This is a genomic window from Thermodesulfobium sp., from assembly GCF_053498235.1.
This window is the reverse complement of sequence record NZ_JBRCUV010000045.1, coordinates 1-12,600: the sequence shown is the minus strand read 5'-3', so window position 1 is coordinate 12,600 and position 12,600 is coordinate 1. Positions and strand designations below refer to the sequence as shown.

The following is a 12,600-nucleotide window of genomic DNA, read 5'->3' as shown; positions in this document are numbered from 1 at the left end:
GGTTATGGGAAGCAGGGAACACACTCCTAAAAGGGCTCAATAACCCAGGTAAAATGGAGTTCTCCTGCCTTTCCTTTTGTGCTTGTAATGGGTAAAACCCATTCATATAAACTTTATAACACAAATTATTAGTAGGAGGTTAAAATATGAAAATGCTATTTTATGCCTGCGAGGATCCATCAGATTTTAGTAAATATTATAAGCTTTTTAAGCACATTAAGCTTTTAAATGAGACTGGACATGAGGCAAAGATTATATTGGAGTGTAGAGCAGTATTAGCTCCTTTAGTTTTTTACGACTCATCAAACCCTTTAAAGAGCTTATATATGGATATTAGGCAAAATATTTTAGCTATTTGCAAAACATGTGCTACTAAATATAATACAGTTGAAGAGTGTAAATCTCAAAATTTACCTATAAAGGGTTTATTAGGGTCTCACATTGCTTGCGAGCAATATATAAGGAAAAACTATTATGCAATGTGCATGTTTTCTAATAGTGAAACAATTAAGATTTAGCTAATTAAATCACAACATATTATCGATTAAAGTTGTGAGGTAATTTTGGATCTTCTTAATTTCTTCAGTCTTGCCTATTAATGAACCTTTATCTATATTTTCTTCTTTTAATTCGTCAGAATATAAATTTGCCCATTCTAATATCATATTCTGGTCAACTTCAATGTGAAACTGTAAACCTATTGAATTTTTATAAATAAACCCTTGGTTCTGATATTTTTCAGATGAAAATATGTGCAAAGAATCTTTCGGCAAATCAAAGGTATCGCCATGCCAACAAAAAGCATTAAATTCTCTTGGGAAATTATGTATAAATTTATGATCATGTTGCTTATAGATTTTATACCAGCCAATTTCCTTGCCATTTTTACCTTTATAGACCCTTGCTCCAAGAACGTGAGCGAGCACTTGTGATCCAAGGCAAATTCCAATAATGGGTATATTTCTACCTAAAGCCCTTTCTACAATTTTAAATTCGTCCTTTAAAAAGGGATATTTATCAGATTCATATACACCCATGTAGCCGCCTAAAATAATTAAAAAATTGTATTCTTCTATGTTTATTTTACTGCTACTATCAGTGGTGATGTCACAAATGTCAATTACATTTGTTCCAATACCGAAACCTCTTTCTGAAAAGATATTATATAGATAACCAGGTCCTTCTTCTTTTACATGTCTGATAGCTAAAATTTTCATAAAACCTCCAAAATTTACATTAAGTATAAAACATAAGTATAAAACAATATTATATTCCATAAATAAAAATCTCACATAAAATTTATAATATATTGGCAAGATACAAAAATTATATTAATATTATCATATAATAACAATAGAGGAAGTAAATTGGCTAAGAAAATTTGGGATTGGTTTCAAATAGAGGTTACATCATTTTGCAATGCAAACTGCATTTATTGTCCTCATACTATTTATAAAACAATCTGGATCAATAGGCATCTTGAAGTAGAACTGTTTAAAAAATTAGAACCTTATTTATGTAACACCAAACTCGTCTATCTTCAGGGATGGGGAGAACCTTTCCTAAATCCAAGAATATTTGATATGATCGAATTTGCTAAAAAATTCGGCTGTAGAGTGGGCACTACTTCAAATGCAAATCTCATTGACAGAGAAATCTCTGAAAAAATAGTAATGTCAAAATTAGATAGTATATCTTTTTCCCTTACAGGAGTTGATAAAGATAACGATTTTTATAGAAAGGGAACTTCACTAGAAAGGGTATTAAACGCAATTGATGAAATCAACTATGCAAAAAAGAAACTAAAGGTTGACTTTCCTAAAATAAATATTGCATATTTACTCTTAGCTTCTGGATTAGGAAAAATTTATAAGTTACCGGATGTACTAAAGGGTAGAAACATAAATCAAGTAATAATTTCTACGCTTGATTTTATTCCATCAGAGGATTTTAAAAGTGAGTCTATAAGATTTAATAATATAAACGAAATGTCTGAATTTAGTAAAACTATAGAAAAAATTATTAAAAGGGGTATAGATTTTGGCCAGGAAATATATTGCAACGTTCCAGTATTGTCTCAAAAGCTAAGGTCTTGTAGCGAAAACCCTGAAAATAGCCTCTTTATAGGATCTGATGGTTCGGTATCTCCCTGTGTTTTTACAAATTTGCCTTTAGAATCAAAACCTTTAGATTCTAATAATTATATTAAAATAATTTTTGGAAATATTTCTACTGAAGACCTTTATGAAATTTGGAATTCAAAAAAATATGTTGATTTTCGCTCTTCATTTCAACGGAATTTTTATCTTACGCCATGTAAAAAGTGCTTAAAAAGATTCATTTTTTCTTTAGAAATAACTTTTAATTCAAATTTGTTTTTTTGGCCTTTCGAATAATTAAGCCTTTTTTATAGAAATATATAGAATACTTAGTTTAACATAATGCAAACTTTTTGGTAAAATTAAATTATATGGTTGAAAAAAATCTTGATGAACTAAAACTTAGCAAACACCACTTAAAAGCGATGTTTGTTTCGGGAATGGGGTTTTTTACCGATGCATATGATTTGTTTATTATAGGTGTAGCCCTTTCCTTAATTACTCCAATATGGAGACTAACAAGTTCTGAAATCGCAATACTCGGAAGCAGCTCTCTTTTGGCTGCCTTATTTGGTTCTGTTTTTTTTGGTAGGTTTGCTGACAATTTTGGCAGAAAGAAAATTTATGGTCTTGAGGCTCTTATAATGACCATTGGTGCTCTTATGTCAGCATTTTCACCAAATTTTCTTTTTCTTCTAATATCTAGATTCATCTTGGGTATAGGTATCGGTGGAGACTACCCTGTAAGTGCAGTTATAATGAGCGAATATTCAAATAGAACTGATCGCGGTAAATTAGTCGGGCTGGTGTTTTCGATGCAAGCTCTTGGATTAATAATAGGTCCTCTTGTAGCTTTGAGTTTACTAATGTTTCACATTCCGCTTGATTTGGCATGGCGTGTGATGCTTGGTTTGGGGGCGCTACCTTCACTTATGGTTATCTATCTTAGAAGAAGACTGCCAGAATCTCCACGCTATCTATCTCAGATAGTTGGAGACAAAGAAGCTGCCTTGTCTGCCTTTGAAAGTTTTACAGGCAATATTCTTGATAAACAAAAACCTATACCCGAAGGTATTAAAACAAATTATGGAATAAAAGAATTTTTCTTAAACAAGCAACACGTTTTAACTTTATTTGGAACTGCTGGAAGCTGGTTTTTACTTGATTGGGCATATTACGGCAACACGATTTCTACACCAATAGTAATGAACGCTATAACAGATAGCTCTTCCCTTGAATTGAAGATGATTTATTCACTCTTGATATTTGTTGTATTTGCTTTACCTGGATATATCCTTTCAATTGTTTTTATGGACATTATAGGTAGAAAATATATCCAACTTATGGGCTTTGGCATTATGGCTTTTTCATTTTTGTTGTTGGGGACGATCCCGGACATAGAAAACAATGTAACTGGTTTCCTTATACTTTATGGTCTTAGCTATTTGTTTACAGAGTTTGGACCGAACACTACCACTTTTGTGCTGCCATCAGAGCTTTTCCCAACTGAATACAGGACAACCGGGCATGGTTTTTCTGCAGGAATTGGAAAATTTGGAGCCTTTTTAGGGGTTCTATTTTTCCCCATTACGGAGTCATTTTTAGGATTGAAAATGACATTTGTCATAGTTTCAATTATTTGTTTTCTGGGTATTATAACTACATCAGTCCTAACAGAGCCTAAAGGAAAAAGCCTCGAAGACTGTTCTTACTCCAAGATAGTTGGAAAGTAATAAACTCATTCGATTTTTCATTAACACACCTTTAACAATAATTTTATAAAATAAAATAACTAAATTTTGAAATTTGGAGAGTTTAATGAAGAAAAAAGTTTTGTTTTTATGTACTCACAATAGCGCTCGCTCGCAAATGGCACAGGGCTTGATGAATAATCTTTTACCAGAAAGCTATGAGGCATTTAGCGCTGGCACATATGCTACATCTGTTAACCCATTTGCCATAGCAGTTATGAAAGAGATTGGAATAGATATATCTAAACACTATTCAAAGAATTTTGATATATATTTGAACGACGAATTTGATTATGTTGTGACTGTCTGTGACAATGCGAAAGAAGGTTGTCCATATTTTCCCGGTGGTAAAGAGCAAATTCACAAAGGCTTTGAAGACCCTGCTTCTTTTTCCGGAACCGATGAAGAAAAATTAGATAAGTTTAGAGAAGTTAGAGATAAAATTAAAGACTGGATTTTAGATTATTTTCGAGACTAAACAACTAAAAGCGAATAAAGTTTAATAAATTTAGCTGGACTAAAAGCATATATACAAATGTGCTCACAAATATGCTCACAAAAAAGTTTCTAAATCTTAAGTGAAGAATTATTACAAATAAAATAGCAATTATTTCGTTTAGTCTAGGCATATTTTAAAGCTAAACTAGCTTCTTTTTTTATCCTGATTTTGTTAATATGATTGATCTACTATCATGAGTTATTTATAAAGAGTTAAAAAATGGAGGTAAAAATGGAAATTTCTAGTAAACCAAATAGATTGATATATGAGAGCTCGCCATACCTGCTACAACATTCTCACAATCTGGTTGATTGGTATCCGTGGGGCGATGAGGCTTTAAAAAAGGCAAAAGATGAGGATAAACCAATCTTTCTAAGTATTGGCTACAGTAGCTGTCACTGGTGCCATGTTATGGAAAAAGAATCTTTTAATAATGAAGAAATTGCTAAAATTTTAAACGAAAAATTTATTTCAATTAAGATTGACAGAGAGGAACATCCAGAAATTGACAAATTCTATCAGAACGTTCATGTAGTGTTCAATAATCGCACTGGTGGTTGGCCGCTTAGCATATTTATGACCTATGATCTAAAACCATTTTTTGCTAAAACCTATATTCCAGTAGAAAAACGATCGGGTATATATGCTTTCTCTGATATTCTACACGCAATATCAAATCAATATATTAACGACAAGTCAAAACTAGTTAAAATAGGAGATGATATTCTAAAATATGTTGATTCATTACACAAAGTTGAAAAAGAAGTTGAAATAGACAATAATATGATGGATTTATTTATAAAAAAAGTTGAAGAAAATTTTGATGAAATTTATGGTGGGTTTTCTGGTGCTCCAAAATTTCCACAAGTATCTATTTTGGACACATTACTCTATATTTACAACAATACACAAAACACAAAGCCCCTCTATATGGTAGAAAATACCCTAAAAAATATGTCAATTGGTGGAATTTATGATCTCGTAGATGGTGGGTTTTGTAGATATAGTACTGATGACATCTGGCTTGTGCCACACTTTGAAAAGATGAGCTATGATAATGCTCTCTTATCACAAGTTTATTTAGACACATATCAGGTTACAAAAAATAATTTGTATCTGGAAATTGCATTGGAAACAATTGAATTTATGATGGAAAAGATGCAAAGGAATGGACTTTTTTATTCATCAAGCGATGCTGATACAGAAGGTGTAGAAGGCAAATATTATACATACGAATATGATGAAGTGGTAAAAGTTTGTAAAAAATACAATATTGATCCCAAGTTGTTATCAGTTACTATAAAAGGTAACTTTGAAGGGAAAAACATTCTAAGATTATCAAATAATGATGAGAGATATAAATTAAAATTATTATTAAATGATCTAAAAAATATTCGAAAAGAGAGACAATACCCATTTATTGACGAAAAGATAATTACCTCAATAAATTCAATGATGATAAAGAGTTTGTTTAAAGCAGCTAAAATTAATGAAGAATATACTGTTTTAGCCAAAAGAAGTACTGAAGCGCTACTCAATTTTTTATATAAAGATAATGTTCTATATCATTGTGGCGTATATGGTAAAGAGTTAAAAATAAAAGCCTTTTTGGAAGATTATGCCTATTTAATTGATGCTTTTATAGAAGCATATTACCTTACCAAAGAAGATGAATACCTAAATTTGGCAATAAAATTTACCAGAGAAGCGAATAATTTTTTTGAAAAATTTTGGTATTTTAGTCTGGACGGATTTAAAACTATAGCAGATGTCTTTGATGAATCTTATCCATCAAGTGCCTCTTTAATGATACTGAACAACATAAGGTTAAACAAATTTGTTGCAGGCGAATTTTCTGATATTATAAATAAAAGCATAAAGAATTATTCAACAAAAATATCTAAATATCCTCAATATACAGCCCTTGCAGTAAAGTGCGTTTTGGAATGGAAATTAAAAAATAATGAATAGAATTTTCTTTATATAAAAGTTAATGTTAAAAAAGGTGTATTGATTGGAACGATTTCAAGAAATAACCAGAAATTTTTGCAAATATGTTATTTATAAAGAAATTCATTGAACGTTGAAATTAAAATTATTGTTTTACATTATGGGATTTAATAAGTTTAATAAAATTTTTTACTACTGTTGACAAGTACGCTTTTTTAAGCCATATTACCACTGCTTTTGTCTCTAAGGATTTATCGTCTATCTCTCGTAATTTAATTTCTCCTGGTTTAAAAATACTTATAGGAGGTTTTGGCACCATAGCAACACCTATACCCAATTCCGCCCATGTTATGATTGATCGAACATCTTCGCCTTTACATAGAATATTTGGCTCAATTCCATATTTACTAAATGCGTTCATTATGATATCCTCATATCTGCGATGAATAATTAGAGGGATATCTTTTAAATCATTTAGATTAATTTTTTCATTTTGAAATTTCCAGTTATCAGTAAAAATTGCTACCATTGGGTCATCTGGTTCACTTGAGTCCTGAATAATATAGTTATAATTATTTAAGTTAAAAGGAGTCCTTACAATGCCTATATTTACAACTCCCTTATTTACTAAATCCATAATTTTAATGGTGTTTCCCTCTAAAACTTGAAAAGTAACATCAGGATAGCTTTCATGAAACTCTTTAATATATTTTGGCAGTATTGAGGCTCCACTTGAAGAAACTGTTCCAATACTGATTGTCCCGTGATGGCCCTTGCTTAGATCAATTAATTCTTTTTTTGTTGAGTCAACAAGATTAAGTATTTGCTCGGCTCGAATAGTGAAAATCTGACCAGCCTCGGTAAGGTCAATACCCTTTGCACCTCGAATCAAGAGCTTTACCCCTAATTCTTTTTCAAGTAATTTGATCTGTTGGCTTAATGGGGGTTGTGCAATATTGAGTTTATTTGCAGCTTTTGTAAACTGACCTTCCTGGACTATAGTGAGAAAATATCGAATTTGTCTTATATCCATTGATAACATCTCCCAATAATTAAATTTGTTATATTTAAATCATATAATCTAATATGAATTAGATATTTTAAATATATTAGTTTCTTTGTTATAGTATATTCGCTTAAGGTTGTCAAGAAACTTTGCAAAATATTTTATACAAAGGCGAGTTATACCATTATTTGTGATAGGAGATGTTAAAAATTGAGCTACATAGAAATTGGAAGTAAAGAGTTCAAAAAGGTTTCTGCATGTATTTTAATTGGCAGCATAGTAAATTTTGCTTTAATGTATTCACCACAGCCGCTTATTAGTCTGTATTCTGAGCTCTATCATGTCTCACCTGAAACTGCAAGTTTGTCAATCTCTCTAACAACTATCACAATGTCGGCGTGTTTGTTTTTTGTATCACTTTTTATAAGCGCTTGGAACAGAAAATTGATAATGAGCTATTCGTTAATTTTAACATCCCTTTGTGCGATTCTAACAGTTTTTATAACTAATTTTTATATATTTTTGGCTCTAAGGTTTTTTGAGGGAATAGTTGTGGCAGGATTTCCATCTATTGCAATGACGTATCTACACGAAGAGTTCTCACCTAAAGATATTGGTAAGGTCATAGGATATTATGTCTCTGGAACTGCAATAGGTGGTTTTTTAGGCAGAATTTTAACAGGTATATTTACTGATGTATTAAATTGGCATATAGCCTTCTTAATTCAAGGATTTATTTGTCTAATCGCAAGCATATGGTTTTTACTTAACTTACCGGAATCAAATAATTTTAATAAAACGAATATATCTATTCGTCGTCTTAAATCTGTTTTGGTGTACACTTTGTTTAATGCAAGACTTGCAAATCTTTATTTAACTGGATTTTTATTGATGGGTGCATATATTACTATTTTAGATTATATTGGATATCCCCTCACGAGAGCACCATACGATTTGAACCAGACAGCTTTTGGATTTTTGTTCGTAGTAAATCTAGTAGGTGTTTTTAGTTCGGCTTTTTTCGGAAGACTAGCAGATCAATATTCAAGACGATTTATACTAGGTATTGCACTCTCAATTTTCATCACAGGTTCATTGCTAACGTTAGAACCGTCTTTATTTATTAAAATAATAGGCATTTCGCTAGTTGCATTTGGATTTTTTGCTGGGCACTCTGTAGCAAGCGGTTGGGTCGGCTTCCTGGCATCAAAGAGGCAAAAGTGCCAAGCAGCTTCTTATTATTTATTTTTCTACTATTTGGGAGCAAGCTTATTAGGTTGGACAGGAGGTTTTTTCCTTAAACCCTTTGGCTGGAATGGCATAGTCTACTACGTATGTATTTTATTAGTTGTCGCATTCTTCGCTTCAGTAAAACCCTTTTCTCACAAATTTAATTTGGGGCCTATAAGAGTTTTGTCCAAATCATAGCTAGTAAAGAAAATGCATAAATTGATAATTTCTTAATTTGTAAAAAAATTAAATCTCAAGAAACATATCCATGATATTATTTATATATTATTTATAGGTAATTAAAAGTACTATAGATATGAAGGAGTTAAGATGCCAAAAAACATAATTGTTTTAACAGGAAGTCCTCGAAAGGGTGGTAATAGCGATCTCTTAGCTGATGCATTTATAAATGGTGCAAAAAGTGCAGGGCACAACGTTATAAAATTTACAGCTGCAGATAAAGATATAGATGGTTGTAAAGCTTGTAATAAATGCTTTTCAAAAGGAAATGCATGCTTCTTTTCTGATGATTTTAATGAACTTGCTCCATTAGTAATGGACTCAGATTTATTGGTTATTTCAACACCTTTATACTGGTTTTCATTTCCATCTAAGCTGAAAGCAGCAATTGATAAATTTTATTCATTTATTATAGGCAATATTACATTAAGGGTTAAAGAAAGTTTACTTATTGTTTGTGGTGCTGCAGAAGATGAAGAAGAATTTCAAGGGATTATCAAATCATATGAATTAATAACAGATTATATGAAATGGACAAACAAAGGTTCTATAATTATAAGGGGGATGCGCGAAAAAGGCGATGTTTTGAAAACCGATTGGATAAAAAAGATTGAGGAAATGGGAAAAAATATTTAAAGGTTTTATTAGTTAAGAATAAAAATATTTTTATAAAAAAATGGAGCCGAGGATCAGAGTCGAACTGACAACCTGCTGATTACAAATCAGCTGCTCTGCCTATTGAGCTACCTCGGCAATGGCTAAATTATAACATAATAAGTTAAATTTTGAAAAGTATCAAAAATATTTTTGGTAAAAAATAAACAATTAATTAAGAATGGATATATAATTAAATAAAAAGAAAGGGGAAAAATATGAGTAAAGTACTAGTTGTTTACTATTCTCTATATGGACACATTCACAAACTTGCTGAAGCTATTGGTAAAGGAGCTAGTAGTGTAGAAGATGTAGAAGTATATATAAAAAGAGTGCCCGAAATCCTCTCAGATGATGTTATAGAAAAAATGGGAGCAAAAGAAATTCAACAAAAAATAAAAGCATTAATTCCTGAGGTTTCTTTGGAAGATTTAATCAGTGCTGACGCAGTAATATTTGGTACTCCTACAAGATTTGGGAACATGTGCGCACAGATGAAGACATTTTTAGATAGTACAGGGGGAATATGGTCAAAAGGAGAGCTTTTTGGAAAAGTTGGTAGTGTTTTTACATCCTCAAATACGCAACACGGAGGGCAAGAATCTACTATTCTTACATTTTTGCCGTATTTGTTTCATCAAGGAATGATTGTAGTAGGCCTACCATATCTTTTTAAAGGTCAGACTATTATGGACCAAATTACAGGTTGTTCGCCATATGGTGCATCTTGTGTTGCTGGCGAGAACTCTTCAAGAAGCGTTTCTGAGAATGAAATTAATGGTGCATTTTTTCAGGGCAAGTATGTAGCACTTATTACAAATAGCATATGTAAAAATAGAGAAAAAATTTTTAACGCATTGGTTTCACTAGATTTTAACTAAATTATTAAAGAACATAGAGGAGGATGTCATGACTAAGAGACCAAAGGTGATTATGACAAACAAAATTTTGGATGAGCCATATCATTGGCTAGAACAAAGAGTTGAATTAATTTGCTGGAATCAAGAGAATCAACCACCTCAAGAAATTGTAAAAGAATGGCTTAAAGATGCAGATGGACTTTATTCTACGTTTTATCCGGTAACTGAGTCTTTGTTAGAAGATGCAAAGAAACTTAAGGTCGTAAGTCAGTGTGCTGTCGGTTATGATAATATCGATGTAAATTATTGCACTAAAAGAAGAATAGCTGTATGTAATACTCCTCATGTTGTTGTGGAAGCTACAGCTGAACTTACCTATGGTTTACTAATTTGTGCTGCTAGAGATATTATTAATGCAGTAAATTATGTTAAAGAAGGTAAATGGACTAGAAATTTTGGATATCCTTTATCTCACGATTTACACGGTAAAACACTTGGAATTTTTGGAATGGGAAATGTTGGAACTGCAGTTGCAAGAAGAGCTAATGCTTCACTGATGAACGTAATATATCACAATAGGAAACCAAAATCTAATGATAAAGATTTAAATGCCAAATACGTTAGTTTTGATGAATTAATCGAAACCTCTGATTATTTAATAATACTTTCACCATTAACACCCGAAACTAAAGGAAAGTTTAATTACGATGTTTTTAAAAGGATGAAAAAAACCGCAATCTTAATAAATGCTGCAAGAGGACCTATTGTTGTAACCCAAGATCTATATAAGGCACTGTTAAATAAAGAGATTGCCTTTGCAGCATTAGATGTAGTTGATCCGGAACCAATCCCTAAAGATCACCCTCTTTTAAATTTGCCAAACGTTATTATTACTCCACACATAGGTACTGCTACATATGAAACAAGACTAAACATGATGCAGCTTGCAGCCGAGAACCTATTTGATGTTTTAGAAGGAAGAAAACCAAAATATTGCGTAAATCCTGAAGTTCTTTAAATCTTAAAACAATATTATCTTTTAAATAAATATAAAGCTCTATACTAATCAGCTTTTTGATTTTCTAAATTTCATTAAGCTGATTAGTATTTATTTTTGATTCAATTTAGAAAATTATACATTAAATAATTTAATCTAACAGTATTAGAAAATTAAGTTTAGCGTTCTTTTGAAGCATAAGGATCTTCGTTTAAAATATTTGCCCAGCGCATTATCCAATCTTTTGTTTTTCTTTGATCTACACCTGTTAAAGTGAATAAAGTTTTATCATCTATATTGAAATCAGCTTGATATTTTCTAAATCCAAGAAAATAATCTTTTGTAACAGCAAGTTCTAATTCATTAAAATCCTCTGCCAAGCTATATTTATTCATTATATACCATGCAGAAAAATCATAACCCATTTTAAAGCTATCATCGAAGAATTTTTCTTTTTTTTCTTTTTCATACATATCTGAAGAACATATTACAAAGTCAGTTGCGGTTTTGGTATTTAAATAGCATTCTTTTGTGGAATTATAACCTTTTAAAAAATCTTCTTTATTAAACTCTAATGCTTTTGCTTGCAAACCTATAGCGCCTAAAAATATTATAGAAGTAAAAATAAGTATTATAAAAAAATATTTCACAAACGTCCTCCCTCTAATTAGTTTTCTTAAAATACGGCTCTTTAGTAAATTATAAATCAAATTTCCAAAAATTTACTATTTTGTCAAGACCTATAGATAAAAGAATGTTTGGATTGCTTTTGAATTTGATATCAACAACTTTATCAAAATGTCCAGCAAAAGTCTTTAATTTTTCTAACAAAACTAAATCATATAAAAGAACTTCATCATCGCAAGAAATGGCAAAATGTAATCCATCCTTTGAAAAAGTTAATAGACCTATTTTGCTAAGATCAAATTTCATCTCATTCAACAATTTACCCCATCTATCATATAATTTTAGATTTTTGTTATTGTAATAACAAATAATATTAAATTTTTTATTCACGGAAAACATGCCATTTTCAATTTCAGTATTAAAACAGTCAACTATCTTTTTTAATTTAAAATCGTATATAAAAATTTGACCGTCAAATGTTGATATGTAAAAGAAATCTTTAAATAATAAAATACTATGTGGATTAAAGTCAATTTGAAAAATTTCAATCATCTTATTTTCCTTCAGAATATCTATAGTACAAAACTTTTTTTCTTTATCGGTCCAATATAAAACATTTTCAGACATAAAAAAGTTAAAATCTTTGGTTTCTAATGATAAAACATAAAAATCATTAAAATTTGAATT

14 protein-coding genes and 1 tRNA gene are annotated in these 12,600 nt (G+C 30.7%); 9 read left to right on the top strand and 6 right to left on the bottom strand.

Annotated elements, in window-relative coordinates; all coding sequences use genetic code 11:
• Positions 1-146 precede the first annotated feature (146 nt).
• Entirely contained in the window at positions 147-518 is a 372-nt protein-coding gene (locus ACWIUX_RS06410) for a hypothetical protein (protein WP_448589901.1), read from the top strand.
• Positions 519-527: 9 nt separating this feature from the next.
• On the opposite strand, the gene ACWIUX_RS06405 is transcribed toward ACWIUX_RS06410, so the two are convergent.
• Positions 528-1,217, bottom strand: coding sequence for a type 1 glutamine amidotransferase (locus tag ACWIUX_RS06405; protein ID WP_448589900.1), 690 nt, complete (start codon positions 1,215-1,217; stop codon positions 528-530).
• 150 nt (positions 1,218-1,367) lie between these two features.
• On the opposite strand from ACWIUX_RS06405, the gene ACWIUX_RS06400 reads away from it, so the two are divergent.
• The 3 genes from ACWIUX_RS06400 (at position 1,368) to ACWIUX_RS06390 (ending at position 4,328) form a co-directional block, all read left to right on the top strand.
• Positions 1,368-2,396: a radical SAM/SPASM domain-containing protein gene (locus ACWIUX_RS06400; protein WP_448589899.1), complete on the top strand. Its 1,029-nt coding sequence runs from the start codon at positions 1,368-1,370 to the stop codon at positions 2,394-2,396.
• A 74-nt stretch (positions 2,397-2,470) separates the two neighbouring features.
• A complete protein-coding gene (locus ACWIUX_RS06395) occupies positions 2,471-3,832 on the top strand; it encodes an MFS transporter (protein ID WP_448589898.1) in 1,362 nt (453 codons plus the stop codon).
• Between the two features lie 85 nt (positions 3,833-3,917).
• A complete protein-coding gene (locus ACWIUX_RS06390; protein WP_448589897.1) occupies positions 3,918-4,328 on the top strand; it encodes an arsenate reductase ArsC in 411 nt (136 codons plus the stop codon).
• Positions 4,329-4,332: 4 nt separating this feature from the next.
• Here the strand turns inward: ACWIUX_RS06390 and ACWIUX_RS06385 are convergent, their stop codons facing one another.
• Positions 4,333-4,479: an AzlD domain-containing protein gene (locus tag ACWIUX_RS06385; RefSeq protein WP_448589896.1), complete on the bottom strand. Its 147-nt coding sequence runs from the start codon at positions 4,477-4,479 to the stop codon at positions 4,333-4,335.
• A 101-nt stretch (positions 4,480-4,580) separates the two neighbouring features.
• On the opposite strand from ACWIUX_RS06385, the gene ACWIUX_RS06380 reads away from it, so the two are divergent.
• The gene (locus tag ACWIUX_RS06380) at positions 4,581-6,320 is read left to right on the top strand and encodes a thioredoxin domain-containing protein (RefSeq protein ID WP_448589895.1); all 1,740 of its coding nucleotides are present in this window, start codon (positions 4,581-4,583) and stop codon (positions 6,318-6,320) included.
• Positions 6,321-6,444: 124 nt separating this feature from the next.
• On the opposite strand, the gene ACWIUX_RS06375 is transcribed toward ACWIUX_RS06380, so the two are convergent.
• A complete protein-coding gene (locus tag ACWIUX_RS06375; RefSeq protein ID WP_448589894.1) occupies positions 6,445-7,332 on the bottom strand; it encodes a LysR family transcriptional regulator in 888 nt (295 codons plus the stop codon).
• A gap of 183 nt (positions 7,333-7,515) precedes the next feature.
• On the opposite strand from ACWIUX_RS06375, the gene ACWIUX_RS06370 reads away from it, so the two are divergent.
• Positions 7,516-8,733 carry an MFS transporter gene (locus ACWIUX_RS06370; RefSeq protein ID WP_448589893.1) on the top strand — a complete coding sequence of 406 codons (1,218 nt, stop codon included), beginning with the start codon at positions 7,516-7,518 and terminating at the stop codon, positions 8,731-8,733.
• Positions 8,734-8,865: 132 nt separating this feature from the next.
• On the top strand, positions 8,866-9,411 hold the full coding sequence (locus tag ACWIUX_RS06365) for a flavodoxin family protein (RefSeq protein ID WP_448589892.1): 546 nt from the start codon (positions 8,866-8,868) through the stop codon (positions 9,409-9,411).
• A 41-nt stretch (positions 9,412-9,452) separates the two neighbouring features.
• Here ACWIUX_RS06365 and ACWIUX_RS06360 read toward each other — a convergent pair.
• A tRNA-Thr gene (locus ACWIUX_RS06360) sits at positions 9,453-9,528 on the bottom strand.
• A 119-nt stretch (positions 9,529-9,647) separates the two neighbouring features.
• Between ACWIUX_RS06360 and wrbA the strand changes: the two genes are divergently transcribed.
• Both wrbA and ACWIUX_RS06350 read left to right on the top strand, forming a co-directional pair.
• Positions 9,648-10,310: an NAD(P)H:quinone oxidoreductase gene (gene wrbA, locus ACWIUX_RS06355; RefSeq protein ID WP_448589891.1), complete on the top strand. Its 663-nt coding sequence runs from the start codon at positions 9,648-9,650 to the stop codon at positions 10,308-10,310.
• 28 nt (positions 10,311-10,338) lie between these two features.
• Complete coding sequence (locus ACWIUX_RS06350) at positions 10,339-11,307, top strand: 2-hydroxyacid dehydrogenase (protein ID WP_448589890.1); 969 nt, start codon at positions 10,339-10,341, stop codon at positions 11,305-11,307.
• A gap of 158 nt (positions 11,308-11,465) precedes the next feature.
• Here the strand turns inward: ACWIUX_RS06350 and ACWIUX_RS06345 are convergent, their stop codons facing one another.
• Positions 11,466-11,936 (bottom strand): hypothetical protein, encoded by a 471-nt coding sequence (locus ACWIUX_RS06345; protein WP_448589889.1) that lies wholly within the window; start codon positions 11,934-11,936, stop codon positions 11,466-11,468.
• 49 nt (positions 11,937-11,985) lie between these two features.
• Positions 11,986-12,600 (bottom strand): hypothetical protein (locus tag ACWIUX_RS06340; RefSeq protein WP_448589888.1); only part of this gene is annotated, 615 nt, incomplete at its 5' end.

What these genes read in the sequence shown, in the direction of transcription:
- ACWIUX_RS06410 (WP_448589901.1), top strand. Translation starts at nt 147, where the DNA reads ATGAAAATGCTATTTTATGCCTGCGAGGATCCATCAGATTTTAGTAAA.
- ACWIUX_RS06405 (WP_448589900.1), bottom strand. Translation starts at nt 1,217, where the DNA reads ATGAAAATTTTAGCTATCAGACATGTAAAAGAAGAAGGACCTGGTTAT.
- ACWIUX_RS06395 (WP_448589898.1), top strand. Translation starts at nt 2,471, where the DNA reads ATGGTTGAAAAAAATCTTGATGAACTAAAACTTAGCAAACACCACTTA.
- ACWIUX_RS06390 (WP_448589897.1), top strand. Translation starts at nt 3,918, where the DNA reads ATGAAGAAAAAAGTTTTGTTTTTATGTACTCACAATAGCGCTCGCTCG.
- ACWIUX_RS06385 (WP_448589896.1), bottom strand. Translation starts at nt 4,479, where the DNA reads ATGCCTAGACTAAACGAAATAATTGCTATTTTATTTGTAATAATTCTT.
- ACWIUX_RS06380 (WP_448589895.1), top strand. Translation starts at nt 4,581, where the DNA reads ATGGAAATTTCTAGTAAACCAAATAGATTGATATATGAGAGCTCGCCA.
- ACWIUX_RS06375 (WP_448589894.1), bottom strand. Translation starts at nt 7,332, where the DNA reads ATGGATATAAGACAAATTCGATATTTTCTCACTATAGTCCAGGAAGGT.
- ACWIUX_RS06365 (WP_448589892.1), top strand. Translation starts at nt 8,866, where the DNA reads ATGCCAAAAAACATAATTGTTTTAACAGGAAGTCCTCGAAAGGGTGGT.
- wrbA (WP_448589891.1), top strand. Translation starts at nt 9,648, where the DNA reads ATGAGTAAAGTACTAGTTGTTTACTATTCTCTATATGGACACATTCAC.
- ACWIUX_RS06350 (WP_448589890.1), top strand. Translation starts at nt 10,339, where the DNA reads ATGACTAAGAGACCAAAGGTGATTATGACAAACAAAATTTTGGATGAG.